The organism is Microbulbifer maximicatervae (SeqCode), assembly GCF_052468095.1.
In genome coordinates this window covers 620,375-646,381 of record NZ_CP174332.1, presented here as the reverse complement: position 1 = coordinate 646,381, position 26,007 = coordinate 620,375, and the positions used below count along the sequence as shown (strand labels likewise).

General features: G+C 52.8%; 22 protein-coding genes, 1 other RNA gene and 1 pseudogene. 12 read left to right on the top strand and 12 right to left on the bottom strand.

Annotated elements, in window-relative coordinates:
* Positions 1 to 30: 30 nt before the first annotated feature.
* The 5 genes and pseudogenes from carA to dapB all read right to left on the bottom strand — a co-directional run bounded on the left by carA (position 31) and on the right by dapB (position 4,616).
* Positions 31 to 1,179 (bottom strand): glutamine-hydrolyzing carbamoyl-phosphate synthase small subunit, encoded by a 1,149-nt coding sequence (gene carA / locus ACJJIL_RS02770; RefSeq protein WP_282931318.1) that lies wholly within the window; start codon positions 1,177 to 1,179, stop codon positions 31 to 33.
* A gap of 330 nt (positions 1,180 to 1,509) precedes the next feature.
* Complete coding sequence (locus tag ACJJIL_RS02765; RefSeq protein ID WP_444918153.1) at positions 1,510 to 2,085, bottom strand: YfiR family protein; 576 nt, start codon at positions 2,083 to 2,085, stop codon at positions 1,510 to 1,512.
* A 168-nt stretch (positions 2,086 to 2,253) separates the two neighbouring features.
* Complete coding sequence (rimK, locus tag ACJJIL_RS02760) at positions 2,254 to 3,162, bottom strand: 30S ribosomal protein S6--L-glutamate ligase (protein WP_413665891.1); 909 nt, start codon at positions 3,160 to 3,162, stop codon at positions 2,254 to 2,256.
* Between the two features lie 129 nt (positions 3,163 to 3,291).
* Positions 3,292 to 3,576, bottom strand: a pseudogene (locus ACJJIL_RS02755) (ATP-dependent zinc protease family protein); the annotation flags it as partial.
* 224 nt (positions 3,577 to 3,800) lie between these two features.
* The gene (gene dapB, locus ACJJIL_RS02750; protein WP_444891981.1) at positions 3,801 to 4,616 is read right to left on the bottom strand and encodes a 4-hydroxy-tetrahydrodipicolinate reductase; all 816 of its coding nucleotides are present in this window, start codon (positions 4,614 to 4,616) and stop codon (positions 3,801 to 3,803) included.
* 232 nt (positions 4,617 to 4,848) lie between these two features.
* Between dapB and ACJJIL_RS02745 the strand changes: the two genes are divergently transcribed.
* The gene (locus tag ACJJIL_RS02745) at positions 4,849 to 5,298 is read left to right on the top strand and encodes a hypothetical protein (RefSeq protein ID WP_282931315.1); all 450 of its coding nucleotides are present in this window, start codon (positions 4,849 to 4,851) and stop codon (positions 5,296 to 5,298) included.
* Between the two features lie 124 nt (positions 5,299 to 5,422).
* Here the strand turns inward: ACJJIL_RS02745 and dnaJ are convergent, their stop codons facing one another.
* The 3 genes from dnaJ to grpE form a co-directional block, all read right to left on the bottom strand.
* Entirely contained in the window at positions 5,423 to 6,547 is a 1,125-nt protein-coding gene (gene dnaJ, locus ACJJIL_RS02740) for a molecular chaperone DnaJ (protein ID WP_282931314.1), read from the bottom strand.
* Between the two features lie 228 nt (positions 6,548 to 6,775).
* Entirely contained in the window at positions 6,776 to 8,722 is a 1,947-nt protein-coding gene (gene dnaK / locus ACJJIL_RS02735; protein ID WP_282931313.1) for a molecular chaperone DnaK, read from the bottom strand.
* Between the two features lie 123 nt (positions 8,723 to 8,845).
* Positions 8,846 to 9,466 (bottom strand): nucleotide exchange factor GrpE, encoded by a 621-nt coding sequence (gene grpE / locus ACJJIL_RS02730; RefSeq protein ID WP_413663275.1) that lies wholly within the window; start codon positions 9,464 to 9,466, stop codon positions 8,846 to 8,848.
* 228 nt (positions 9,467 to 9,694) lie between these two features.
* Between grpE and recN the strand changes: the two genes are divergently transcribed.
* Both recN and ACJJIL_RS02720 read left to right on the top strand, forming a co-directional pair.
* On the top strand, positions 9,695 to 11,362 hold the full coding sequence (gene recN, locus ACJJIL_RS02725) for a DNA repair protein RecN (RefSeq protein WP_445361155.1): 1,668 nt from the start codon (positions 9,695 to 9,697) through the stop codon (positions 11,360 to 11,362).
* Between the two features lie 281 nt (positions 11,363 to 11,643).
* The gene (locus tag ACJJIL_RS02720; RefSeq protein ID WP_413663277.1) at positions 11,644 to 12,243 is read left to right on the top strand and encodes a 1-acyl-sn-glycerol-3-phosphate acyltransferase; all 600 of its coding nucleotides are present in this window, start codon (positions 11,644 to 11,646) and stop codon (positions 12,241 to 12,243) included.
* 50 nt (positions 12,244 to 12,293) lie between these two features.
* On the opposite strand, the gene fur is transcribed toward ACJJIL_RS02720, so the two are convergent.
* A complete protein-coding gene (gene fur, locus ACJJIL_RS02715; RefSeq protein WP_282931309.1) occupies positions 12,294 to 12,704 on the bottom strand; it encodes a ferric iron uptake transcriptional regulator in 411 nt (136 codons plus the stop codon).
* 278 nt (positions 12,705 to 12,982) lie between these two features.
* Here fur and ACJJIL_RS02710 point away from each other — a divergent pair, with 278 nt between their 5' ends.
* A complete protein-coding gene (locus ACJJIL_RS02710) occupies positions 12,983 to 13,327 on the top strand; it encodes an outer membrane protein assembly factor BamE (protein WP_413663278.1) in 345 nt (114 codons plus the stop codon).
* Here ACJJIL_RS02710 and ACJJIL_RS02705 read toward each other — a convergent pair.
* Together ACJJIL_RS02705 and ACJJIL_RS02700 are read right to left on the bottom strand one after the other, a co-directional pair.
* On the bottom strand, positions 13,324 to 13,677 hold the full coding sequence (locus ACJJIL_RS02705; RefSeq protein ID WP_413663279.1) for an RnfH family protein: 354 nt from the start codon (positions 13,675 to 13,677) through the stop codon (positions 13,324 to 13,326). The two genes, ACJJIL_RS02710 and ACJJIL_RS02705, sit on opposite strands and share 4 nt — an antisense overlap.
* Positions 13,674 to 14,114: a type II toxin-antitoxin system RatA family toxin gene (locus ACJJIL_RS02700; RefSeq protein WP_444907312.1), complete on the bottom strand. Its 441-nt coding sequence runs from the start codon at positions 14,112 to 14,114 to the stop codon at positions 13,674 to 13,676. Before ACJJIL_RS02700 ends, ACJJIL_RS02705 begins: the two co-directional genes overlap by 4 nt.
* 190 nt (positions 14,115 to 14,304) lie before the next feature.
* On the opposite strand from ACJJIL_RS02700, the gene ACJJIL_RS02695 reads away from it, so the two are divergent.
* The 7 genes from ACJJIL_RS02695 to ACJJIL_RS02665 all read left to right on the top strand — a co-directional run bounded on the left by ACJJIL_RS02695 (position 14,305) and on the right by ACJJIL_RS02665 (position 23,387).
* Positions 14,305 to 15,723, top strand: coding sequence for a sodium-dependent transporter (locus ACJJIL_RS02695; protein WP_413663281.1), 1,419 nt, complete (start codon positions 14,305 to 14,307; stop codon positions 15,721 to 15,723).
* 15 nt (positions 15,724 to 15,738) lie between these two features.
* Positions 15,739 to 16,218 carry an SsrA-binding protein SmpB gene (gene smpB, locus ACJJIL_RS02690; protein WP_282931304.1) on the top strand — a complete coding sequence of 160 codons (480 nt, stop codon included), beginning with the start codon at positions 15,739 to 15,741 and terminating at the stop codon, positions 16,216 to 16,218.
* A 40-nt stretch (positions 16,219 to 16,258) separates the two neighbouring features.
* Positions 16,259 to 17,605: a sodium-dependent transporter gene (locus tag ACJJIL_RS02685; protein WP_444915564.1), complete on the top strand. Its 1,347-nt coding sequence runs from the start codon at positions 16,259 to 16,261 to the stop codon at positions 17,603 to 17,605.
* A 173-nt stretch (positions 17,606 to 17,778) separates the two neighbouring features.
* Positions 17,779 to 18,168, top strand: a transfer-messenger RNA (tmRNA) gene (gene ssrA / locus ACJJIL_RS02680).
* A 403-nt stretch (positions 18,169 to 18,571) separates the two neighbouring features.
* A complete protein-coding gene (locus tag ACJJIL_RS02675; protein ID WP_444915563.1) occupies positions 18,572 to 19,165 on the top strand; it encodes a hypothetical protein in 594 nt (197 codons plus the stop codon).
* Positions 19,166 to 19,624: 459 nt separating this feature from the next.
* Positions 19,625 to 20,077, top strand: coding sequence for a nucleoside deaminase (locus tag ACJJIL_RS02670; RefSeq protein WP_445361154.1), 453 nt, complete (start codon positions 19,625 to 19,627; stop codon positions 20,075 to 20,077).
* A 748-nt stretch (positions 20,078 to 20,825) separates the two neighbouring features.
* On the top strand, positions 20,826 to 23,387 hold the full coding sequence (locus ACJJIL_RS02665; RefSeq protein ID WP_445361153.1) for a hypothetical protein: 2,562 nt from the start codon (positions 20,826 to 20,828) through the stop codon (positions 23,385 to 23,387).
* A 577-nt stretch (positions 23,388 to 23,964) separates the two neighbouring features.
* Here ACJJIL_RS02665 and ACJJIL_RS02660 read toward each other — a convergent pair.
* The gene (locus ACJJIL_RS02660) at positions 23,965 to 24,852 is read right to left on the bottom strand and encodes a LysR family transcriptional regulator (protein ID WP_444958622.1); all 888 of its coding nucleotides are present in this window, start codon (positions 24,850 to 24,852) and stop codon (positions 23,965 to 23,967) included.
* 110 nt (positions 24,853 to 24,962) lie between these two features.
* Between ACJJIL_RS02660 and ACJJIL_RS02655 the strand changes: the two genes are divergently transcribed.
* Entirely contained in the window at positions 24,963 to 25,937 is a 975-nt protein-coding gene (locus ACJJIL_RS02655; protein WP_444958623.1) for an MBL fold metallo-hydrolase, read from the top strand.
* Positions 25,938 to 26,007 lie beyond the last annotated feature (70 nt).

The window sequence follows — 26,007 nt, the reverse complement described above, 5'->3', positions numbered from 1 at the left end:
TTAATTGCCCTACCCTGGGCGGCTACGCCCTTAGGCGCGCTCTTTCATCAAATCGATAAAGTGGTCGAACAGCGGCGCCACATCGTGTGGGCCCGGGCTCGCTTCCGGGTGTCCCTGGAAGCTGAAAGCCGGCTTGTCCTTCAGGTGAATACCCTGCAAGGTACCGTCGAACAGGGACTTGTGGGTAACTTCCACATTGTCCGGCAGGCTGTCGGCGTCCACTTCGAAACCGTGGTTCTGCGCGGTGATCATCACCTTGGTGCTGTTCAGGTCTTGTACCGGGTGGTTACCACCGTGGTGACCGAACTTCATCTTGGCAGTTTTACCGCCCACCGCCAGGCCCAACAGCTGGTGGCCCAGGCAGATGCCGTAGGTGGGGATGCCCGCGTCCAGGATTTCGCGGATAGCGGTGATCGCGTACTCACAGGGCTCGGGGTCGCCGGGGCCATTGGACAGGAATACACCGTTGGGATTCATCGCCAGTACTTCGGAAGCCGGGGTCTCCGCCGGTACTACGGTGATGTCACAGCCGCGATCCACCAGCATACGCAGGATATTGCGCTTCACACCGAAGTCGTAAGCCACTACTTTGAAGGGCTGTTCCGGCGCGGCCTTGTGGCCTTCGCCCAGTTCCCAGGTACCTTCGCTAAAGGGGTAGGCTTCCTTGGTGCTCACTACCTTGGCCAGGTCCATCCCTTTCAGACCGGCAAATTCCTTGGCCTTGGCCAGGGCTTCTTCGCGGTCGATATTGTCACCGGCAACGATGCAACCGCTCTGTGCACCCTTGTCGCGCAGCAGGCGGGTCAGGCGACGAGTGTCGATATCGGCGATACCGACAATATTGCGCTCGCGCAGGTAGTCCTCCAAGGACTGCTCGTTGCGGAAGCTGCTGGCCAGCAGCGGCAGGTCGCGGATTACCAGGCCGGCGGCCCAGATATCAGCGCACTCTTCGTCTTCCTGGTTGGTGCCAGTGTTGCCGATGTGCGGGTAGGTCAGAGTCACAATCTGGCGGGCGTAGGAGGGATCGGTGAGGATCTCCTGGTAGCCGGTCATGGATGTGTTGAACACGACCTCGCCAACAGAACTGCCATGGGCACCGATTGCGCGTCCTTCAAAGACACTACCATCTGCGAGCACCAGCAGCGCGGGAGTTGTACTCTGCATAAAGTTGTGGGGCATGAAAGCCTCCGACGTAGGGACAGCTTTAGTCAAATTGAACTCCAATCTTCAGAACTGCTTCCGGGCGGGGTTTGCGGGCTTCGGAGCACGCGGGCTCCTGACTGGTGCGCGCATAAAAAAGCGAGATGAAACATCGCAGCTTCATCTCGCTTTAAAAATCTGTTCACGCGTGATTCTCACAAAGTGGCCGACGGTTGCCGCCAGCTTTTTAGTAGGCTCACGCTGCGCGATTCAGCTTCGCGGCACCGGCCCAAATCGGGCGCAGATTCTACGCGAATTCACCTCTGGACGCTAGTGCAAAAATACGCCAGGCTACTTTCCCTGAAAATCTCACTCCGGCTTGCGTCCCAACCGGAAAAGACTGCTGCCCATTTTCAGCTCCGCCTTCTCCAGCATGGTCTTGTTCATCCGCAGGGCCACCTCCCGGCCGCTGTCGGCAAACTCGATCATACCGCCAGTGGCGGCAAAGCGCTCGGCATCGCTCACCGTCAGTACCGGGAAAAATTCCAGTGCCACCAGCGCCTTGAGCAGTGTGGGGCGATCCAGGGTACTCAGCACCACAATTTGGCACTTGCGCGCCCGCAGCATCTCCTTGACTTCGATCTTTTCAAGCTCCACATCCCGCCCATCAATACGCTGATTCTTGAATCGGGCCGCCAGTGGCTCACCGAGAGAGTCCCCACCCATCAGGCACACCTTGAACGGGGCACCGCTGTTGGCAAAGGCATTGACCGGCCACTGCAGGTGGTAGGCGAAGTGCACTATGTAATCCACCATTACCCGCCGCCCCAAAGGCGTATCGGAGAGCTGCACCGCAGCCTGGGCACCCACTCCGGTGAAAAGTACGGTCAGGAGAAGTATCAGGGCGGGAATAGTGCGAAGTGAACCTGGGCTGGATATCGTCATAGAAGCTCAAACCCTGCGGTTTGCATCTCCCGAAAGGAAGCTGCGGTGGGCTGTTACCCGCAGCGGCCAAAGCTCGCTGCGGCTCTATTTGCGCGCCAGCGAAAAGCCCGGCCACCTACTCAGGTTAGCCCAACGCAAAGGCCCCCGCCGGGACCAGAGTTACAGCGCCTAAAGATCCTCCCCCGGCAATATCGGGCGCCACTTCAACGCCTTTTCGATAGATATGATCATGGCTCCAGCCACATCCTTGCGCGTAGCGCTCTCGATGCCTTCAAGTCCCGGCGAGGAATTGACCTCCAATAACAGCGGCCCCTTGCGGGAGCGAATAATATCCACACCCGCCACCTTGAGCCCCAACACCTTGGCGGCCTTGACCGCCAGGCGCTTCTCCTCTGCGGTGACCTTCACTACTGAAGCCGTACCGCCCTGGTGAATATTGGCACGAAATTCCCCCGGTGCCGCCTCACGCTGGATCGAGGCCACCACACGACCGTCGATAACAAATAGGCGAAGATCCTTACCCTCCGCCTCGCGAATAAACTCCTGTACCAGGAGATTGGCCTTGAGGGACTTAAACGCATTAATCACCGACTCCCCGGCCTTGCGGGTTTCTGCCAAAACCACACCGCGCCCCTGGGTTCCCTCCAGCAACTTCACCACCAATGGCGCACCGCCCACCATTTCGATCAGCTCGTTGGTATCCACTGGGGAATTGGCAAACCCGGAGGTTGGGATATTTAATCCACTTTGTTGCAGCAACTGCAGGGAAAATAATTTATCCCGCGACTGGCTGATAGCAGCGGAGCCATTCAAGGCAAAAATATCCAGGCTCTCAAAGTGCCGCGTCAGCGCACAACCGTAAAAAGTCTGGCTGGGGCGAATGCGGGGAATAACCGCATCCAGGCTATTGAGTATTCGGCCATCCCGGTAATGCACTTCCGGCTCATCAGGGTCGAGCTTCATGTAGCACTGGCGGATATCGAGAAAACTCATGCGGTGTCCGCGCTCGGCTCCCGCTTCCATAATGCGCCGGTTGCTATAGAGATCCGGGTTCGATGCCAACAGCCCGATGCGCAGGCCGGTACCGGCAATATGGTGCTCATCCCGATAATATTCATCCAACTGGCTTTTCGGGATATCGCCAATACAGAAGCTCTCAGCCGGATCTACCAGCATTCGCCCAATCATGGCTTCGCGCCCCAGCAACATGCGATAGCCCATGCTGTCCCGATTGGTCAGGGTCAGTTCGATATCCCAGACACTGCCACCAATGGAAATAGAGGTACGAATTACCGGGCGTTTTTCGCTTTCACCGGAGGAGCTGCGCACCAGCCTTTTATCCAAAAGCCGCGCCTCACAACGCACTGATGGGCGGCGCTGGTGCTGCAGTGGATGCGCCTCAAAACTCACCCAGGGTTCGCCATCGCGCTTGAAGGTATGGATGTTGTAAGCGTGCAAACAGGAAGTTTTAGCCCCGGAGTCCACACGCACCTTAATCGCCGGGACGCCGAGTGCGGGAAGCCCGCACCACTCCTCGCTGCCGACAATCAGCTTTCTTTCCAATCGAGATTCCTCAAAGGAAGGTTACAGGGTGACCGGTCGAACGAATGTTGCCGGCCTTTTAGTTTTACCCGCAAAAATGGCGGGCAAATGAAAATCGAAAATTTCTTTCACAGCGCCCCTGCAGGCGCTGAATTTATTTACTCTAAGTAAGATTAGTTAAGGCCGAGCACATCGCGCATATCGTAGTGCCCCGGTGCCCGCGCACTCCCTTCCTCTCCCATCATCCACAGTGCCGCGCGCACAGCACCGCGAGCAAAAGAGAGCCTGCTGCTGGCGCGGTGGCTAATTTCGACCCGCTCACCTTCCGCCAGGAACATCACCGAGTGTTCACCTACCACATCACCACCGCGCACTGTCGCAAAACCGATAGTGTCCCGATCGCGGGCACCGGTTTGACCTTCGCGGCCGTAAACTGCCACTTTATCCAGGTCGCGCCCCAGAGTTTCCGCAATCACTTCTCCCATACTCAGTGCCGTGCCAGAAGGTGCATCCACTTTGTGGCGATGATGGGCTTCGACAATCTCAATATCGGCCTCTTCAGCCATTACCCGCGCAGCAGTTTCCAACAATTTAAAGCACAGGTTTACCCCGGTGGAAAAATTACTGGCGAGGCACAGCGGCACCTGATCCGCATAAGCCAATACTTTATTTTTTTGCTCGCTATCAAAGCCCGTGGTGCCGATTACAATGGGGAGATTTTTCTCCGCGCAATAGGCAGTATTTTCCACAGTCGCTTTAGGGGCAGTGAAATCAATAAGTACGTCAAAGTCTGCCTTATCGAGGCTGTCCACAATAGCGAGGCCGCTGCGGCCCAGACCGGCAACTTCACCGGCATCGGCGCCGACCAAGCTGGAGCCAGGCCGCACTATAGCCGCTGACAGTTCGGCTTTATCAGACAGGGACAAAGCCTCCGCCAACGCTCGTCCCATTCGACCACCAAATCCCGTCACCGCCACTTTTACCGCCATCACAGCACTCCAGTCCAAATCTATAAGGTTCTGGATTCTACAACGCACCCGGTAGAGCGCATAGATACCAGTAAGCCAGTATTAGCGAGCCTAAAAATCGCTAGTCACTCCGCAAAAGTAAAACAAAAAGAAATATCCACATATTTTTAAATTGCCAAGAGGATACTTGCGCAAAACGCGATATCAGCGGCCACTGCTACGCTTTACTGTGAGGGGTAAATGGAGCGCCAATATGCGACTGATGATCCTGTCCAACCATCTACCACACATCATGGTGGTAGTGATCTCTCTGAGCCTGGCTTTTGGCAGCACGCCGGCATCTGCCCAGCAGCAAAATGCCAATCCAGACTTTTGGGAGAAGTATGATGATATTACCGATTGGGTGACGCTGCGTTTGCAGCTCACCCCGGGACAGGAAAAAACCGTATTACCCATTATGCAAAAAAGCTTCGCAGAGAAAAAAGCGGTGCTGGAAAAATACGGATTACTCAGTGGTGAAAAGGTCGCTCTAACCCCCAAGCAACGCGGCGAAATTGGCGCTCAATTCGCAGCTATCAGCCTGGAAACACACAAAGAATTGGAAGGTATTTTAAATAAGGAGCAACTGCGCAAAGCGCAAAAAATCCAACAGGAATTCCTGAGTGAATTCGCAGCCCGCTTGAGAACCAAAACTTCCCAATAGAAGGCGTTCCATTGGGGGGATAAAACTCGCCTGGAAATAAAAAAGGCTCGAAAGTTAATGCTCTCGAGCCTTTTTGAATAGGCAACCCGCAAACAATTTAAGGTTTTGCCGGTGCTAACAGCGATTAAAGTTTCATATCACCAAAGAAGTTTTTCACTCCTTCAAACCAACCGGTCTGACGCGGTGAATTTTTCTTTTCGCTGAGGGTATTAGAGAACTCTTGCAGCAAATCTTTTTGCTTGCCGGACAAGTTCACTGGGGTTTCTACCACAACGCGACACAGCAGGTCGCCGGTTGCACCACCGCGAACCGGGGAAACACCCTTGCCGCGCAGGCGGAACAGTTTGCCGGTCTGGCTCTCTGCCGGAATCTTCAGCTTCACTTTACCGTCGAGAGTCGGCACTTCCAGCTCGCCACCGAGGGCAGCGGAAACAAAGCTGATCGGCACTTCGCAGTAGAGGTTCTTGCCATCACGCTGGAACAGATCGTGCTCTTTCACCACCACCTGTACATAGAGATCTCCAGCGGGGCCGCCATCGGGCCCGGCTTCACCTTCACCGGACAGGCGAATGCGATCGCCGGTATCCACACCCGGCGGTACCTTAACGGACAGGGTTTTGGTTTCCTCTACACGACCGCGACCGTGACAGCTGCCACAGGGATCGGAGATAGTGGTACCGCGACCGCGACAGTTGGGGCAGGTTTGCTGAACAGAGAAGAAACCCTGCTGCATACGCACCTGGCCAGCACCACCACAGGTGCCACAGGTTTGCGGAGAGGAACCGGGCTTGGCCCCGGAACCGCTACAGGTACCACAGGCTGCCAGAGTCGGAACGCGAATCTTGACCGTGGTGCCGCGCACCGCGTCTTCCAGGTCCAATTCCAGGTCATAGCGCAGATCGGAACCGCGAGCGGGGCCGCCGCGACGGCCACCGCCGCCACCACCGAAGATATCGCCGAACACATCGCCAAAAATATCGGAGAAGCCACCGAATCCACCAGCGCCGCCACCGCCCATCTGGCCTTCCACACCGGCGTGGCCAAACTGGTCATAAGCTGCGCGCTTCTCGGAATCCGACAAAACCTCGTAGGCCTCATTGGCCTCCTTGAATTTGTTCTCAGATTCCTTGTCATCGGGGTTACGGTCCGGGTGAAACTTCATTGCCACCCGGCGGTAGGCTTTTTTCAGCTCTGCATCCGAAGCGCCGCGCTCGACGCCGAGGACTTCGTAATAATCGCGTTTCGACATAAAACTATGTTCTCTGGTCCGGCATCAAGAACGGCCAAACTCTCTTTCTACTTCTCGGTTTCTAACTAAGCCCCGCGAACGGAGCACCACCAAAACTGCGAAAACTCGGCAAATATTGGCAGATACCTGAAACAACACAGGGCGCGGGCCTCTGAAAGTAAGGCGCCGCGCCCCTGAAGTTCTCCGGCGGCCACTTTAAAAGCTGCCACCGGAATTGCAAGCGAACGCTTACTTACCTTCTTTTTTGTCGTCCTTAACTTCTTCGAACTCTGCGTCTACCGCGTCGTCGCCAGCGGAGGACTGCTGCTCGCCCTGGGCACCAGCGCCAGCGGCACCTTCAGCACCAGCGGCTTGAGCCTGCTCGGCGTACATCTTCTGAGCAACCGGACCGGAAGCTTCAGTCAGCTTGGTAGTTGCAGCTTCCATCGCAGCTTTGTCGTTGCCTTTAACGGCTTCTTCCGCTTCGGTAACAGCCGCTTCAATAGCTGCTTTCTCTTCAGCGGTAGCTTTGTCGCCAGCTTCTTCCAGAGTTTTCTTGGTCGCAGAAATCAGGCCGTCGAGCGTGTTACGAGTCTGCACCAGCTCTTCGAACTGCTTGTCCGCTTCAGCATTAGCTTCAGCGTCCTGAACCATCTTATCGATCTCGTCCTCGGACAGGCCGGAGGAAGCCTGGATCACAATGGACTGCTCTTTACCAGTGGCCTTGTCCTTCGCGTGTACGTGCAGGATACCGTTGGCATCGATGTCGAAGGTTACTTCGATCTGTGGCATGCCGCGCGGTGCCGGTGGGATATCGGCCAGGTCGAAACGACCCAGGGATTTGTTCTGTGCAGCCTGCTTGCGCTCACCCTGAACCACGTGAATGGTTACCGCAGTCTGGTTGTCATCCGCAGTGGAGAAAACCTGGGACTTCTTGGTGGGGATAGTGGTGTTCTTGTCGATCAGCGGAGTCGCAACGCCACCCATGGTTTCGATACCCAGGGTCAGCGGGGTTACGTCCAGCAGCAGTACGTCTTTAACGTCACCGGACAGTACGGCACCCTGGATAGCAGCACCCATGGCAACGGCTTCGTCGGGGTTAACGTCTTTGCGCGGCTCTTTGCCGAAGAACTCGGTTACTTTCTGCTGAACCATTGGCATACGGGTCTGACCGCCTACCAGGATCACTTCGTCTACACCGGAAGCGGACAGGTCGGCGTCTTGCAGAGCGATTTTTACCGGCTCCAGGGAGCGGGTAACCAGCTCTTCTACCAGGCTTTCCAGCTTGGCGCGGGTCAGTTTAACCACCAAGTGCTTGGGACCAGTGGCGTCTGCAGTGATGTACGGCAGGTTGACTTCGGTCTGCTGGCTGGAGGACAGCTCGATCTTGGCTTTTTCCGCAGCTTCTTTCAGGCGCTGCATTGCCAGGGGGTCACCTTTCAGGTCGATGCCCTGGTCTTTCTTGAACTCGTCTGCGAGGTATTCGATCAGTCGCAGGTCGAAGTCTTCACCACCGAGGAAAGTGTCACCGTTGGTGGACAGTACTTCGAACTGCTTCTCGCCGTCTACGTCGGCAATTTCGATGATGGAGATATCGAAGGTACCACCACCCAGGTCGTATACCGCTACAGTGCGGTCACCGCCCTGCTTGTCCAGGCCGTATGCCAGCGCAGCGGCAGTCGGCTCGTTGATAATACGCTTAACGTCCAGGCCAGCAATGCGGCCGGCGTCTTTGGTGGCCTGACGCTGGGAGTCATTGAAGTAAGCCGGTACGGTAATTACTGCCGCTTCAACTTTCTCACCGAGGAAGTCTTCCGCAGTCTTTTTCATTTTCTTCAGGACTTCGGCAGAGATCTGCGGCGGAGCTTTTTTATCGCCTTTCACTTCTACCCAAGCGTCGCCGTTGTCAGCTTCAGTGATGGTGTAAGGAACCATCTTGATATCTTTCTGGACAACGTCGTCTTTGAATTTACGGCCGATCAAACGCTTAACCGCAAACAGAGTATTTTGGGGATTGGTCACCGCCTGACGCTTGGCAGACTGACCTACCAGAATTTCGTTGTCGTCAGTGAAGGCAACAATAGAAGGTGTAGTGCGATCGCCTTCGGCGTTTTCGATTACACGCGCTTTGTCACCATCCAGTACCGCTACACAGCTGTTAGTGGTACCCAGGTCGATGCCGATAATTTTTCCCATCTGTAAAATCCTCTTTTGATGCGCGCTGCCAGCTCTGTTCTATTTACACCGCGCGAATAATTCTTGATGTCAGCTATATTGGTGCCGGCCGCTAAATTTCAAGGCCGCTTTACACTTCTGCCGTTACGGCGCTTTGCTGACCACCACCATGGCCGGGCGAACCAGGCGGCCATTGAGGCGATAACCTTTTTGAAACACATCCAGAACCGTGTTCGGCTCCACCTCGCCGTTGGGCACCTGGGTCATAGCCTGGTGCAGCTCTGGGTCGAAGGGCTCACCGGCCGGATCGACAACTTCCACAGCATTTTTCGTCAGGGTTTCAACGAAAGATTTGTGGGTCAGCTCGATACCTTCTACCAAGGCCTTGTTGGCTTCGTCGGCCGTATCGATCGTCGCCAGTGCACGCTCGAGGTTGTCCACTACAGGCAGCAAGTCCTGTAGCAACTTCTCTACCGCAAATTTGCGCGCTCGCTCGATATCCTGTTGCGCGCGGCGACGGGCGTTCTGCTCTTCCGCCTGGGCGCGCAGGGCCATATCCTTGTGCGCTGCCAGCTGCTCCTGCAACTTGATAATTTCCTCGTGCAGGGCATCGGCACCTTCGGCCTCTTCCCGCAGGGCTTCCTCGGCAAGTTCGCTTTCTATAGAGGAAGGGTCTTCAATCTCTGCTGAAACGCCCTCTTCTGTAGCTGGTGCGTGCTCCGCCCCCTCTTTAATCTGATCTTCTTCGCTGCGCTCTCTGGCCACTGCTTTCTCCGTCGCGTCGACTCTGTCAGTAATGTGAGTTGAGCCCGTCTCTCGGGCACTGGAGCCTATATGGGGACATCCCCGCACAGTTCAAGTGGTTTTTCGCGCTAGCGCACATCCTCAGAGTAATGTGGCCCCGCCCCTATAGCTAACCGGGAACGAATACTGTATAAATAACCACTAATTGGGCCGGGCGCCCGCCGATTAGCAAGGACACAAGCGATCTCTATGCTGCTGCATCTGTCTATCAGCCAATTCACCCTGGTGGACCAACTGGAGTTGGAGTTTGGTCCCGGTACCAGCACCCTGACCGGCGAGACCGGCGCGGGTAAGTCAATCACCTTAGATGCCCTCGGCCTGGCGCTGGGCGGTCGCGGCAGCGCTGAGCTTGTGCGCACCGGCGCCAATCGCGCCGATATCAGCGCCACATTTGATATCGCCGAGCACCCCAGCGCCGCCAGCTGGCTCGAGTCCCAGGAACTGGACGCCGGGCAGGAAGTCATTCTGCGCCGCACTATCGGCGCCGACGGCCGCTCCCGCGCCTATATCAACGGCCAACCGGTCACCCTTCTGCAGCTACGCGCCCTGGGCGAGCAGCTAATCGATATCCACAGCCAGCACGAACACCAATCCCTGCTGAAGAAAGAAACGCACCTGCGCCTGCTGGATGAATACGCCCAGGCCCAGGAACTCGCCGCAGAGACTCGCAGCCGCTTCAAAACCTGGCGGGATCACTATCGCCGTTATCGCACCCTGGCCGACAGCGCCGAGGAAGCCGAAGCCCGCCGCCACTTGCTGGAATACCAGCTTAAGGAACTGGATCAGCTGGGCTTGAGCGAAGGGGAAATAGAGTCCCTCGAGAGCGAACAGCAACAGCTGGCCAATGCGGGGGAAATCCTCAGTGGCAGCTACCAGTTGGCCGCTTTCTTGTCCGGCGGTGAGGGCGATATCGCCGAACAGCTGCACCGCGCCCTGCAACTGCTGTCCTCCATGCCCGGGCAGGCTCCAGCCTTAGTGGAAGTGGCACAGATGCTCGACAGTGCGCGCATCCAGGTGGATGAGGCCGCAGCCACCCTCTCCCGACATATCGATCGCTTCGAGATGGACCCGGAACGGCTCTCCGAAGTTGAAGACAGGCTCAGCGCCATCTACCAGGCGGCGCGCAAACACCGAGTCCAACCGCGGGAACTGCCGGCTCTGCAGCAACAGTTACAGGCAGAGCTGGACGATATCGGCAGCCCAGATGCCCTGGAGCGCCTTGCCGCAGATTGTGAACAACTGGAGAAGCAGTACAGAAAAGTTGCCGGCAAACTCAGCAAACTGCGCAGTAAAGCGGCAGCTTCGCTGGCGGAGGCCGTGAACGGCCAGCTGGCCGACCTGGCCATGCCTCACGCTCGAGTAGAGCTATCACTACAAGAGCTGGATACGCCCAATAGCCAGGGACTTGAAGAAGCAGAAATTTTAATTTCCACCAACCCGGGCCAACCGCCTCGCCCCCTGGGCAAGATTGCCTCCGGCGGTGAACTCTCCCGGGTCAGTCTGGCAATCCAGGTGGTAACTGCGCAAACCTCCCGCACCCCCACCCTGGTATTCGACGAGGTGGATGTGGGTATCGGCGGTGCCACCGGTGATGTGGTGGGCCGCCTGCTGCGCCAACTGGGAGAAACCCGCAATGGCCGCAGCGGCCAGGTGATCTGTGTGACCCACTTGGCCCAGGTAGCGGCGCGAGCCCACCGCCAATACCTGGTGGAGAAGCACAGCGATGGCGAAAGTGTTTTTGTGGCACTGCGCGAACTCACCAACGGCGAGCGCCGCGAAGAAGTGGCGCGTATGCTCGGCGGCGCCCCCACCGCCCAATCCCTGGCTCATGCCGAGGAAATGCTGGAGAGAATTTAATCCCCCAAACCCCTCTCTCGGGCTGGCTATGGAGTCAGCCCCACCTCCTTCGATACGATTCCCGAGCCAATGCCACCAAAGGGCAAAAATGGTGCATTTTGGTAAGCAATCTTATACCGTAGATCAATAAATGACCGCCACACAATCCGGTAAACCACCCCTTTCATCGGATATATGTGCCGATTTAGGACAAACGCACAAATATGACTGGGAGCGGCAGGTAAAGTCACCATATACTTGGCGGCTTATTTTTCGATGTATGAGTAGTCCCGGCCGAGGTTATGCAGAGAACGATTTTCAACACCCCAATTGTCACCCCAATCCTCCGCTTGGTTGCACGGGTGCTACTGAAGTTGCACGGCTGGCGTGTCAAAGCTGACGAGCAGTCTCTCAAACTAAAGCAGTACGTATTGATCGGCGCCCCCCATACCACTAACTGGGATGGCTATTACTTTATTCTCGCCGCACTCAAACTGAAGATGACCCCGCAGTGGATGGGCAAAGACAAGCTGTTTACCTTCCCCCTGGGTGGCCCCATGCGCTGGTTCGGCGGTATCGCCGTAGACCGCAGCAAAGCCAACAACCTGGTGGATGCCACCGCCAGGCAGTTCAAACTGCGCAAAGAACTGGTTATCGCTATTCCCCCCGAGGGCACTCGCGGTTTGGCGGAACGCTGGAAGACCGGCTTTTACCATATCGCCCGCAACGCCAGGGTTCCGGTAGTACTCGGCTATATCAGCTTCCCCAAAAAAGAAGTGGGTATCGGCCCGATAGCGCAATTCAGTGAAAACCTGGAAGCCGAGCTGTTGAAGCTCAAGGAATTTTACGCGGATAAAATTGGCAAGTTCCCAGAGCTTTACACCCCACCCTGCCAGTCGTAACACTCAGCGTAAGCATTTGAAGGGTGCGGTGAATACCGCACCCGGAAGAATCACTTCTCTTTTTCTGTCACATACAGAACCAGGCTGTGGCCAGTCAGCTCATAGCCGTGCTCTTCAGCGATCTGGCGCTGTAGCTCCTCAATCTCTTCATTGTGGAACTCGATAACCTTACCGGTATCGGTGCACACCATATGGTCGTGGTGATCGCCACGGTCCAGCTCGAATACCGAGTGGCCGCCATCGAAGTTGTGGCGCACTACCAGGCCCGCGCTCTCAAATTGGGTCAATACCCGGTACACAGTAGCTAGGCCGACATCCTCTCCCGCCTCCAGCAACAGCTTATAGACATCCTCAGCACTCAAATGCTGCTCACTAGTGCTTTCGAGCAATTGCAGAATCTTCACCCGCGGCAGAGTGACCTTGAGGCCAGCCTTGCGCAATTCCTGGTTTTCGTTCGACATGTATCAATATTTCCCGGCAGGATTTTAAAAGTTATCCGAAGTTGCCCAAACCCACAGCGGCCATTTATAAAGGATTCCGACCCTGGAGTCCCGTCTGTCAGCGAGCCAACTCTTCAGGTATTATCCCATGCCCTACGGAGTCAGAGAAACCCCGTACTGCTCACTTAGGGCAGAACTGGTAAGTGGAGGAACTTTTTTTCTCCACTTGAGACTAAACTGACTGTTTGTAAGAAATCAGCGTGAGCGCTGCCGTTTGAAACCGAATAATGGAGCAATGAATGCCGCCTAGTCTGAGATTTCTCACTATCGCCTTCCTGTGCAGCTTGCTGGGAGCTTGCACACTCGTAAAATTCCCCGGTGTACACCGTATTGAGGTGCAGCAGGGCAATATCATTACCCAGGAGATGGTGGATCAGCTAAAGCCAGGGATGACGCGACGCCAGGTACAGTTTGTTCTGGGCACTCCGCTGCTGGAAGATACGTACAACCCCAACCGCTGGGATTACGTCAATCGCCTTCGCGACAAGAAAGGCAACATCACCCAAAAGACCTTTAGCGTTTACTTTGATGAAGACTCCCTGGTAGCCACCAGCGGCGACTGGCAGCCCACAGGCTGGCCCTAAGCGGAAGTCCCCTCGGCGCCTTTCTTCTTCTCAGCCATACGCTTGGCTTTCTCGGCGCGCTGCTTGCGCGCCTCTTTGGGATCGGCGATCAAGGGGCGATACACCTCAACCCGATCCCCGGGTTGCAGGACATAACTTTCCGCCGGCGGCAGCCCCTTACTCCCCAGCACCTGGGCAAAAATACCCATCTTTGCCGTATCCGGATCAACTTCGGGATACTCCTTGGGAATTCCCGAGCGAATTAGCGCCTCCCGCGCAGTAGTGCCCTCAGACACCAACAAACGCATCAATCGCTGCTCGTGGGGCAGTGCGTACACCACCTCCACCGAGATTGTTTTCTCTTCTGTCATTGGGGTTTCCCGTAAACTTCTTCCGCGCGCTCACACATAACCGCGACCATCTGGTTGGCCAGGTCACTGAAAATTTTTCCCGCAGCCGCCGCGATCAATCGATTTTTCATCGAAAATGTAAGGGTAAAACTCACCTTACAGGCATTTTCAGCCAGCGGAGTAAATTCCCACAGTCCCTCGAACTGCTCGAAAGGACCATCCACCAGCTTGAGCGTCATCGACTTGGGACGCACTAACTGATTTCGAGTCACAAAGCTCTGCTTTATACCCGCGCGCGACAAATCCAGGCGCGCCTCTAAAGTGGTGTCATCGCTGTGGATAATCTCCGCAGCGCGACAGCCGGGTAAAAATTGCGGGTAACTGGCCACATCGTTGACCAGATCAAACATTTGTTCCGCGCTGTACATCACCAGCGCACTGCGTTCTATTTCAGTCATTCCTACTGTCTAACCCAGTCCATCAGGCAAAATTACCTGGGATTACCGTTGAACGGCTAATTTTGCCAGTCGGCGCTACTCAAGCAAGACAATTCCTGCAACAATCGCATTTTTTACCGGTGGGCCACACTTAGCCCCAGCCGCAGTAACAAAAACTACAAGCATTCAAAAAATAATAGCGAGAGTACTTATGACCGCAGTGAGAGAGCATTTTGGGTCAAGGCTGGGCTTTATCCTGGCCGCAGCAGGTTCCGCAGTCGGTATTGGCAACCTGGTCGCATTCCCTGTAGCAGCCACCAAGAGCGGGGGCGGCGCCTTCTTACTGGTCTACGCTCTCTTCGTATTTCTGATCTGTCTGCCGGTGATGATGGCCGAACTCGCTATGGGACGCCGTTCAGATAAAGACCCCGTCGGGGCCTATCGGCAGATATCCAAAGGCTCCACGCTGTGGAGTATTCCCGGTTGGCTGGCCCTGATCACGCCATTTATGATCGCGGTTTTTTATCTGGTGGTCACCGTATGGGTAATGGGATACCTGGTAGAGATCTTCTCCGGCAACCTGGATAAGCTCGCCACCCCGGATTTCTTTATCCACTTTATCAATACACCCACGGTATTTATTTACCTGGTTGTCCTGATGCTGATCATCAATGCCATTCTCGCTATGGGCGTTAAAGACGGTATCGAGCGTGCCGCAAAAACCCTGATGCCCATGCTGTTTGTCATGTTATTGGGACTGGTGTTCTTTGTACTGACTCTGGATAACGCCGCCCTCGGTTTGCAGTACTACCTGGTACCCGACTTCAGCAAAATTGATGGCAACGTAATCAGTAAAGCCATGGCCCAGGCCTTCTTCTCCCTGTCTCTGGGAATGGGCATCATGATTACCTACGGCTCCTATATGAAGAAGAAGGACTCCATTCCCGGCTCTTCCCGCGCCGTAGCGATTACTGACACTTTGGTAGCCTTTACTGCTGGCCTGCTGATTTTGCCGAGTATTTTCCACTTTAACCCGCAGATTGATCCGACAGAGCTGAGCGACTCGTCCGCCGGTATGATCTTCCTGTTCCTGCCGAAGATTTTCCTCGCTTTGCAAGACGGAATCGGCTACATGGGCGCCAGCGCCGTAGCGGCCATCTTCTTCTTCCTGGTACTGGTTGCCGCCATTACCTCACTGGTTTCCATTATCGAGGTGCCTATCGCCACCCTGCGCGACGAGCGCAACATGGAGCGTAAGAAGGCCATCTACATCGTTGCGGCAGTTCAATTTGTACTGGCCATCGCTTGCGCCGTATCATTCGGTATGGCCACTTGGTTTACAGAGTTTGTACAACTGGCCGGCGCAAACAAGTCGTTCTTCGATTTGGTGGAGATCATCTTCTACGACACCATCCTGCCTTTAAACGGTCTGCTGGTATGTCTGTTCGTGATCTACAAATGGAAGAAATCCAATTTTGATAAAGAGCTGCAAGAAGGTGACAGCAACTTTGCAGGCTCGTTTTCGCAAAAATACGTTAACTTCTCCCTGGGCACTTTTATCCCATTGATACTGCTGCTTATCTTTATCAATACCGTGGCCCTGAAGTTTTTTGGACACAGTTTTATATAGTCACTCGTAGTTTTCATGGCCAAGAAAAAGAAAGCACAAACATCCAATACCATCGCCCTCAACAAGAAGGCCCGCCACGACTATTTCATTGAAGAAAAGTTTGAGGCGGGCGTTGAGATGAAAGGCTGGGAAGTCAAAAGCTGTCGGGAGGGCAAAGCCCAACTGACCGACAGCTATGTCATTTTCAAAAACGGTGAAGCCTGGCTGCTGGGTGCCAACATCCAGCCGCTGCCCAGCGCCTCCACTCACTTTGTTACCGAGCCCGACCGCACCCGTCGCCTGCTGCTCACCAAGCGCGAACTTTCCAAGCTAATCGCCGCTGTTGAGCAGAAGGGCCACACCGTGGTTGCCACAGCCATGTACTGGAAAGGGCATCTGGTGAAGTGCGAAGTCTGCCTTGCCAAAGGTAAGGCGAGCCATGACAAACGCGAGACTGAGAAGAAGCGCGATTGGAACCGCGAAAAGCAGCGCCTAATGCGCTCGGCGCACAAATAGTGCACAGTGAACTATTAGAAGAATAATTACGGGATTTACCATGAGTGCACCGCGAGGACAGTTCAGCTCGAATATTGGCTTTTTGATGGCCGCGGCGGGTTCCGCCGTTGGTCTCGGCAATATTTGGGGCTTTCCAACCAAGGCTGCCAGCAACGGCGGCGCCGCCTTTGTAGTCGCCTACTTATTTCTAGCCTTTGCGCTCGCCTATCCGGCCCTGATGGCCGAACTCACCATCGGCCGCCACGCGCGCCGCAATATGGTGCAGGCGTTACGCTCCATTTCCAATGGGCCCATCAGCCGCTTTTTCGGGGGCCTGACCGGCTTTGGCGGTATCCTGGTGGCCTCCCTGATCCTGAGCTTCTACGCCATTGTGGCGGGCTGGATGGTGGCCCACCTGGCCCAACCTTTCGCCAGCCTGTTCGGCGCCCAGGAAGCGGCCCAGTGGTTGGCCGGTAACAGCACCGATCGCAATATGATCATGACCGCCATTTTCAGTGGCCTCACCATGCTGATTATCGCCAGTGGTGTTGAGAAGGGGATCGAGCGCTGGTCCACCCTGTTGATGCCATCGCTGATCATCCTGTTATTGCTGTTGATCTGCTACGTACTCACCCAGCCCGGCGCCCTGACCGGCCTGGAAGTGTACCTGATGCCCAACTTCGACCACTTCACCCCGGATCTGCTGATCTCCGCCATGGGCCAGGCCTTTTTCTCCCTATCCCTGGGTGTAGGCACCATGCTGATTTACGGCTCCTACCTGAGCCAGCAGGAAAGTCTGCCGCGCCTCGGCGCCCTGGTAACCCTGATTGATGTGGGCATCGCCTTCACAGCCGGCTTGCTGATCCTGCCCGCCATGTACGTAGCTCAGGAGGCCGGTACCCAGATCTTCTCTGCCGACGGTTCCCTGATCGCCGGCCCGAGCCTGATCCTGCAAGTGCTGCCAGCACTCTTCGACACCATGGGTGAAGCCGGGATATTCGTCGCCATCGCCTTTTTCGCGCTGATGGTTATCGCCTCCCTCACCTCCTCCATTTCCATGCTGGAAGTGCCGGTGGCATTCTCTATCGAGAACCTGAATATCCCCCGCCGCATCGCCACCCCGATCGTTGGCCTGATCATCTTCGGCGTGAGCTGTGGCATCATCTACAACTTCGACGCCCTCTTCGGACTGGCAGTCAGTATCAGTACTGAATACGGCCAGCCCCTGCTCGGTATTGCACTTTGTATCTTTGCCGGCTGGATCTGGCGCCGCGACCAGCTACTGAGTGAGCTCAAAAAAGGTCATGAAGATATCGAACACACCCTGTTCTGGAAGATCTGGCCCTGGTACGTGCGCATCGTCTGCCCACTGCTAATCCTGACCGCTTTCGTGCAGTCCATTCGCTAAGCTGATCTCCCTCCCGGCGGTACCTCACCGCCGGGAACCCCCTTCCCACCTAAGCCCTCCCTCAAAGCGCCTGACTAAAGCGACTCTGATCGCTCAAATGCCATTTACATAAAATTTATTGCTAACGTAAATTTTGAGGTATACTTAGGTGACACACATGAGTGTTTCTTATCGGGGATGACTTGGATTCGACGCCGGTTACGAAACCTTGGGTGCATGCCGAGATGGCAGCGAATCTCGTAAATCCAAAGCTGTATTTTATTAGTTGCCAACGACGACAACTACGGTGCCCAACTCGCTGCGTAAGCAGCTTGTGAAGCGCTAACTAAGGGTTCGTCCCTTAGCAGTCTTCAGCAAGGTTCCAGTATCGCGCTGTAGACTGTTATACAGAACTGGATCGCCGCAAGCCATACTCGTGGGTAAGCGGTTAAACAACTTACGGGATCGCCCTATACGTCCTGACCGCCGGGCTGTAATGGGTTAAATCAATAGACGGAGCTAAGCATGTAGAGCCTCTGGCAGAGTGCTGACGGACGCGGGTTCGACTCCCGCCATCTCCACCAAATTGCTGTCTCAGACAGCCCACGAAAGCCCCGCAAACCTAGTGTTTCCGGGGCTTTTGTTTATCTGGGCCATCCCAATTAATCTAACCCAAATCCAGCCATTTTTGGTGGGGTTAATTGCGGGGGCAAGCACATAAAACTGCCCAGCGAAAAATGAAAATGGGCCAGCCACACATTAACCCTCTTGCTGAACAGGCTCTAGCCCTGGTCACTGGGCTATGACAATGAAACCATGACCGCCCCCGGCTTCCGTGCAATGGCCCGTACTCTATTAGACCGCGACACTCGGCAGATTTAATTTAGAATTCGCGTTTTCATCAAGCAAAAACCTGAATGTGGCACATTCATCTCAAATCAGAGAGGTGGAACACATTCTTCAATGGATTTACGAGGATAAAGGGATATGTCCATCAACGAACATGCAACCAAGATACAGGTGAGTCGACTGGTTAACACCGCTCTGACAGCGATTAAGGATAAAGATCCGAGATTTGATCAGACTCTGGTTCGCACCCTGGATCAACTCAACTTAATCAGCCGGAACCTGAATACCGCCAAACATAACGTACAGCACTTTGCTGGAATGATGGCGAGCGGCGCTCATGGACAAAACGCCTACCGAGTCAATCAATCCATGAACTCGAAGCTGAGAACCCTTTCATCACTTGAAGCCTTCCTCGCAGAAGAGTGGAAAAAGCTTGGTAAAGCAGTTGACGCATATAGGACACAGCTACCATGGGAAGGCAAGACCGAATTGGAACTCCTAGATATGCTTGCGGGAGAAATCGAGTCATTCGATAAATTACTTAAAAAAAACGTCATCAAAGTTCCAAAGCACCAGACCAATACACACCAAACGATGACCCTTCAAAGAGAAATCACGCAATTAAAGGCAATACCCGCTCAAACAGCGCCAAGTATGCTTGTCTTAATTTCCATCGGCCTTCGTTTATTTGCAATGTACGTCGGCTCTAAAAGAGTGAATAGCAATAGATAATCTTGATTTCCATTTTGGCAGCTCGCTAGGCGCTGGACGTTTTTCATCTGACAGGCTCAATGCCTGTCGGAACCTTCTAAATAAGCGGAGCAGATCAATATTGTGTTAGGAATGCCCATATTTCTACCCATTAACCTGCTTAAAACAATACTTTAAAGAACCCACTTCGCCACTCAATTCAAAAAGAACAAAGCCTCATCCATCGATCATGTGATGCACTCCTTACAATATTCAGGAGATGCACTTATACGCGAGAGAAAAGCCTTCCCACAATTAAGAAGGCCGCTCACTTGTAGACGTCGATAAAGGTTTTTTCACATCAGTAAGAGCCATCACTAGTCGAAAAATACAAACCTATTGGCAATAGTCTTCGCCGTCACCTTTGCTGTCATTAATGTATCAATAAAGCTCTACACTCTATACTTCAAGCGCCCTTAAAAAATTAAATAAAGGACTGCCATGAGAAAATCTGAGCACGAAGCGTTTATGCAAGCAGCCATTGAGGAAGCGCGCAAGGGCTTGGCCGCAGGAGGTGTTCCCACCGGCTGTGTAGTAGTTCGTGATGGAGAAATTATTGGAAGAGGCCACAATCAGCGTATCCAACAGGATAGTGTTATCAAGCACGCTGAAATGGACGCATTGGAAAAGACTGGAAGGTTACGAGCAGTCGAGTATCAAAAGTGCACGCTTTATACGACCCTTTCGCCCTGCCCTATGTGCAGCGGAGCCATACGTCTGTACGGGATTAGGAATATTGTTATCGGTGAAAACACAACCTTTCAGGGAGATGAACTGTTACTCAGATCTGAAGGCATAAGCCTAACCATATTAAATGATTCTGACTGCATTAAGCTTATGAATGAAATTATCCAGCAGCGTCCTGAAATCTGGCAGGAAGATATTGGCGAGTAAAAAATATAAAAACATTGAATAAAAGTGGAATTAAATCAAAAACAATAAAAGAATTATTGCTGCACATAGAGAGTGAGCATTCAACCCCTCGATTTTATGAGTACCCCACTATCCAAAGCCTCGCTACAGAGCGAGCTAGAAATACGTGATGAAAAAATAACTCAGCTAACACAGAGCCGGTATGCCTTAGCTCAGAATGTTAACGAGCCTCTACCAGATAGGGGTTAGCTTTTCTCTTTTATCATTTAGCCCAGAGTCGTGCAGGTTTCCCACCATGAATATCGTGCCACATCGCATTTTCACCCCCACCCAAAAGCCCAGTCTTATCCGGCTCTTCAAAATCTGATAATAGCTTTTTGGCACGTTATTTAGCCCTCTCCTTCCTCCACTTTTCATATCCAAGGGAACGTTTTTGATCTGTCACACAATACTCATCCAGTAACAATAACCTGATAGCTATGGATAAAATCTCTGCTGCTGCAATAGTCCCGTAACTTTTCACCAAAAGGCTCCATTTAGAACATCTCAATAACGGCGCAAAAAATGTTATCAAAAAAATACATCAACATTTTTCCTGATAATGACTTCGGCCTTATTGGCTGGTGCCCTTTTGAAGAGTAACTTAGGGCGGGTGGCAATTTTCTAGTAGGCCTGATGTTCGATTGCCGCATCAAAGAGGGCTCGTGGTGTTATCCGGCCACTCGCCTTTTCAAAAAAATCAAACTAATGAAGATTACGGAGCATCATCATGGAAGAGACTCTCACACTCTCTCCCGACAGCCTGCAGCGCCGCCCCAAAAAGCAAACCGCGTCCCTCACACTCTCTCCTGACGACCTGCAGCGGCTGCTAGGCAAGCAAGCCACACAATTAGATAGTTCGACCTCTCTCTCTTTCGAATTCACGCCAACATCTCAAACAGACCCACTGCGACGTGACCCCGTCCTGAGCAACCTATTGCAACATGAAGCTCGCATGCTCAAGTGGCTCGGTGAATCTGAAGGCAATGCACGCCAATTTGCGCTCGACCCAATTTCGACCTTTCAGCGGGTATGCGACCCGAACCCCGAGCTGGTCGAGGAGCTGCGCGGCCTGTTTGACCGAGAAGAGCCAAGCGACTTAATTGAAGAAGAAATTGAACAGCAGCAAGGTCTGCAAGAAGTTGAATCCTCGCCAGATCCAGACCTTTCGCAAGGCTGGGATTTGATCAGTGCCTCGACTCAAGGAGCGGTCAACAATTGGATTAGCGAGCTCTTCGAAGGCGACTCCGGCCAATGGTCATTCAGCGGAAGTGTCGGCAAGGGCCCCGCCAAGGTTCGCTACGAGTTCGCATTTGATTGTCCCGCCTTCATTGATCCCGAAGACCAAAAGGCGACACTAGACCTGCCCATCGAAGGATTCATAAAGCTGCCAAGCATCACAAGTAACATCGAAGATGCGCAGGGCCAAAGCCCCGGTCACGCCCGGCTCGTGCTTGACCTCAACAAAATGCAAGCCAGCGCCAGCATCAACCACTATGGGCAAGTCACCGTGACCATCAAGAAGCCCAATTGGGAGATGATGGAACTTGACCTCAGCGATATTCAACTCTCAAAGTCGATCAAGGGCCTCGATATTACCGACGCGGTGAAAGGAGCAGTCGACCAACTCATCTCAAGTTTTGATTGGCCCATCAAGTACACGGTTGCTCAACACACTCCCCTGCCCGCCGGGAACCTGGACATCGGAGTGATGTACACAGCCTTTGATGGCGGCTCCGACTCAAACCTGTTCGGACTTGGGATATGCCGTGGGAATCGCCAGCCAATAGACGCACTTCTACCACAGGCTGTCCCTAGCAACTGTACATCGGCACTCATCGTATCCAATGACATTATTTTGACTTCGGTTGCCGCAGCGATTGCTGAAGCAACGCCACTGACCTCATCGCAGCTGACGGTGACCGATACCTACCCCGAAAAAATGTACCTCAACACAGACGTCGAGGATGTGATTGAGGGTGCGCATATCAAAATCAAAGAAAATAACCTCCAAGCGGCGTTCAACAACGACGGCGATCTTGTTATCAGTGCCGACATCAGAGTGAAGCGTGGGGCCATGACCCTGTGGGTCTACCAGACCCTAAAGCTCTCTGCGACGATAAGCTTCAACGCCTACGACGATGTGCTCAACATTCAGGTGAAAACAAAAGCGAAGCTCCCCTTCTGGTGGGCGTTCGTACCGCTTGGCTGGGTCCTTCAATTGATCATCTCGATTCTGAGTTCGAAGAAAGGGAGTGTCGACATCGCGATTCCCGGCTTCCAGGTCAAGAAGACGAATTCGCCCGCTTATCTCCAGATTGGTGGTGATTGGGCCTATATGCCAATCAAGCTTCATTCCACCCCAACCGCGCCTCCGAATATTCAGATGATGCAAATCAATCAGCAGCTGGATGAAAACGGCGGAAGGTTCCGGTTTGACTTCAGCAGATACGGCTCAGAAGTGACGAGCTTTATCGTTGCCGCCACCTACTGGTTCTTCAAGTACGAAGGAAGCACGGACCACCAGACGCAAACGCTGGGCCTGTCACTCACCCAGGTTCACAACAAGAATGCCGTCCTAACCGTCACTCCTGACGCCACTTTGTACGGCCAGAAGAAAGGTTTAAGCCCCTCAGCCTCCCAATTGACATTGTCCTGCATCGCAGTGGTCGACGGCCCCAAAGACGGTGTGATCTTACCGAGAACCATCACCGGTATCCCCGATGAATCAACCAGCCCATACATCCCCCTCGATGAGCCAGAAGCTTATGCTGCCCTTGGAGGCTGGGCGTGCGAGTACCACAAGGACAACGACCCGAGCGAACCCCCAAAGTCACACCACGTTCGCACCATTGAGCTCGATGCAACCACCGCGGTTCCTAACAACTACGAAGTGGGTATCCAATCGACTGCACAAATGCACGATGACTCAGGCAACAATACCATCGCATCAATTGATGGCAATCTCATCGAGCTGAGCAAGAGCCCCCCTCTGATCGCAAAGTACGTGACAAACCTCCAAAACACGAGTGATGACGTGTATGTCGAGATGGGCCAACCCATAAGCGACGCAGCAGTGTTCCTGTCTGGCTATCGCGTCCACTACGACAGCAGTGACCACGACATCCGGCAAGTCGGCGGAGGTTCGGAAACCTATTCCACGTCAGGCTCGCAGGTCATACTGCACAATCCACACGCACTGATCGGTGACGGCGACTCGGGAAACAGCAAGCACACTCAAGAAAACAGCGAATCGCACGTGTCGTTCCTAATTATCGCAGTACCGGAGTAAATCGCGCGTTGCTCGGGCGGCCATTACACGCCCGGGCAACCCATGCGATACCTGGCGACCTCTAGGCTGGTATTTGGTGGCACTCGACTGCTAGGGAGCCTCTGAATAACTCCGTAATGCCTCTGCGAGTCTTGAAGGCCCGCCCTTCGGGGCTTGCAGAGCGATTCACACTCCGCGTTGCGACTTCTTGAAAGGTCTAGACATTCCTGCAAAGCCGCGCCTTGATTGTGAACCGCTCTGAAAGCCAGAGGTATCACGGAGTTATTCAGAGGCTCCCTAGATATTCTCAAGAGGAAGGTTTACTCGTATCAGTAGCAGCTATCTATTCAGGTTGGAGTATCAGCCTAAATTTACACAATAATTTACCACTTTCTACCGGATAACTGATTAGGCTCCCCCGCATAATAAAGTTTTTGATCATCGCTATCCTCAGTGACATTGCGAAAGCAATCCACATTTATCTATAGCTTCTTTATTAATCATTCTAAATTTAAGGATGGTAAATAATTGATAATGCTTTTACATTTATATGCGAACTGCTAAAGGACTTCTGGTCGACTATAAGATCGAATTAAAATCAGCAACTTTTAATTTGATAATTTTTTACCATATCGAACAAAATTTTTGAAAATAGCTTGACTGAATTATTCTGTGCTTTATTACCTACAGTTAAATAAAGAGACACTGTATAGGAAAATCCATGAATCATATCAATTTTACATAGCTCATTTGACTGAACATCCTCGGCAACCATATGCACCGGCAACCTGCCATAACCTAGCCCCCCCTTTACAAGGCGATAGGCCTCGTTCAAGTTGGAAACGGAGCATTTCACATTTGGCGAAAGCCAACCGAAAGAAACATCCATCGACCCGGAGTCTGCTACTAGAACTTGAGTCTCTCTCTTCAGTTCATAATAAGAAACATTTTTTTGGTTAGATAAGCTATGTTCTGGGCTACACACTAAGATAAATTCAACATCTAGCAATTTATCACTTAAGAAACCGGGGGGTGGAGTCATACCGATACATAAATCCACCGCATTATTAAGAAGTAACGCATTAGTTCCAGACATCGCTTGCTCCTTGATAGACAAGCGGACATTTTTTTGCTGGCTGTGAAACAATTTCAAAGTAGCATCGAGAATACTCTTTGGAAATGAAGTATCTACTGCAATACTCAACGTAGCTGCCGCCCCCTGTTTTAGCTGGCCAGCTAGATTCTCAATGTCATAATGTTGTCTCAGTAACACCTCAACTTGCTCACTCAAAAGTAAACCGGCATGATTTAATTTGGTTTTCCTTCCATCTTTTTCAACCAGAGTTAAACCTAAGGTATCTTGAAGTTCTTGTAGCGTATAACTAATTGTAGATTGACTCTTGCCAAGTTGATCAGCAGCTTTTGATACTGAGCCTTCCTTCCTTAAAGCATCCAAAGCTTCTAATTGTTCGAGCGTGGTTTTCACGGAAGTACACCATATATCGATAGATTCGATCCATATTATCTTTGCCGTAACTACTAATCAAACATGATGTAGGATTTCTCGCGTTTTAATAATTACCGGAAATGTCTACAATGCTTAAATCCATTACTACACTGCTGGCTGGTGTAGCTTTTACTGTGAATGTGATTGCCCAAGAGCCCGTGTGGGATGGCAATACAGTCATCCTTGAATCTCAAAAGGTTTCAGATGGCATATATGCTGTAATACCTTCAGACGCCTCTGAAAAAGCTGGCAGTGGCTATCCTATTGCAACAAGTGGCGGATTTGTTATCGGCGAAAACTCTGTTCTGGTGATAGAGTCAATGATAAATGAGCGCCTTGCCGAACAAATGATATCGTTGGTCAAGGCTGAAACAGATAAACCCATCAAGTATTTAGTTAATACAAGTTATCACGGTGATCACTCATATGGAAACTATGTTTTTCCAAGCAGTGTATCTATTATCCAGCATGAAAGTGCAAAGGATTATGTAGATAACTACTTCGAGCAAGATACTGCGTTCATGATTAGTAACTTCGGTGAAGGCAGGGGAATTGAGGATGTAATACCCAAAACCGGCGATATCTTAGTCCCCAAAAACGGAAGTATTTCTATTGATTTAGGAGGCAAAACTGTAGACATAGATGATTTTGGTTTTGCTCAAACTGGCGGCGATCTATTCGTCTCCGTTAAAGGAGAGAACATACTTTGGACAGGTAATCCCGTAGTCTCTACCAAACCTGCCTTACCTTGGCTGCTTGATGGCCATCTATTAGAAACATTAGCAACCATGAAATATGTATATGGAGCAATAGATGAATCTACACTAGTTATCCCTGGTCATGGCCCAATTACAAACCGTTCAGCAATAAAATGGCATATTGATTACTTGACTGCACTTAAAAATAAAGTGGAAAAGGCAATTGCAAGAGGACTATCCCTTGAGGAGACGGTTGAGAAAGTTCAACTACCAAAATACCAAGGGTATGCCCTTCACGGGTGGGTTCACTCTGGATTGAATGTCCCCGCAGCATATAAAGAGCTTTCCTCTTCTAAAGTTAAATAACCCTCTGATCTCATTCCTCCATAAGCGCTTACTATACCTCCTGAGTAGGTAGGTGAGCGCTTTCAAATCT

Coding starts and splice junctions, on each gene's coding strand:
- carA (WP_282931318.1), bottom strand. CDS start 1,179: ATGCCCCACAACTTTATGCAGAGTACAACTCCCGCGCTGCTGGTGCTC.
- ACJJIL_RS02765 (WP_444918153.1), bottom strand. CDS start 2,085: ATGACGATATCCAGCCCAGGTTCACTTCGCACTATTCCCGCCCTGATA.
- dapB (WP_444891981.1), bottom strand. CDS start 4,616: ATGGCGGTAAAAGTGGCGGTGACGGGATTTGGTGGTCGAATGGGACGA.
- ACJJIL_RS02745 (WP_282931315.1), top strand. CDS start 4,849: ATGCGACTGATGATCCTGTCCAACCATCTACCACACATCATGGTGGTA.
- dnaJ (WP_282931314.1), bottom strand. CDS start 6,547: ATGTCGAAACGCGATTATTACGAAGTCCTCGGCGTCGAGCGCGGCGCT.
- dnaK (WP_282931313.1), bottom strand. CDS start 8,722: ATGGGAAAAATTATCGGCATCGACCTGGGTACCACTAACAGCTGTGTA.
- recN (WP_445361155.1), top strand. CDS start 9,695: ATGCTGCTGCATCTGTCTATCAGCCAATTCACCCTGGTGGACCAACTG.
- ACJJIL_RS02720 (WP_413663277.1), top strand. CDS start 11,644: ATGCAGAGAACGATTTTCAACACCCCAATTGTCACCCCAATCCTCCGC.
- fur (WP_282931309.1), bottom strand. CDS start 12,704: ATGTCGAACGAAAACCAGGAATTGCGCAAGGCTGGCCTCAAGGTCACT.
- ACJJIL_RS02710 (WP_413663278.1), top strand. CDS start 12,983: ATGCCGCCTAGTCTGAGATTTCTCACTATCGCCTTCCTGTGCAGCTTG.
- ACJJIL_RS02705 (WP_413663279.1), bottom strand. CDS start 13,677: ATGACAGAAGAGAAAACAATCTCGGTGGAGGTGGTGTACGCACTGCCC.
- ACJJIL_RS02700 (WP_444907312.1), bottom strand. CDS start 14,114: ATGACTGAAATAGAACGCAGTGCGCTGGTGATGTACAGCGCGGAACAA.
- ACJJIL_RS02695 (WP_413663281.1), top strand. CDS start 14,305: ATGACCGCAGTGAGAGAGCATTTTGGGTCAAGGCTGGGCTTTATCCTG.
- smpB (WP_282931304.1), top strand. CDS start 15,739: ATGGCCAAGAAAAAGAAAGCACAAACATCCAATACCATCGCCCTCAAC.
- ACJJIL_RS02685 (WP_444915564.1), top strand. CDS start 16,259: ATGAGTGCACCGCGAGGACAGTTCAGCTCGAATATTGGCTTTTTGATG.
- ACJJIL_RS02675 (WP_444915563.1), top strand. CDS start 18,572: ATGTCCATCAACGAACATGCAACCAAGATACAGGTGAGTCGACTGGTT.
- ACJJIL_RS02670 (WP_445361154.1), top strand. CDS start 19,625: ATGAGAAAATCTGAGCACGAAGCGTTTATGCAAGCAGCCATTGAGGAA.
- ACJJIL_RS02665 (WP_445361153.1), top strand. CDS start 20,826: ATGGAAGAGACTCTCACACTCTCTCCCGACAGCCTGCAGCGCCGCCCC.
- ACJJIL_RS02655 (WP_444958623.1), top strand. CDS start 24,963: ATGCTTAAATCCATTACTACACTGCTGGCTGGTGTAGCTTTTACTGTG.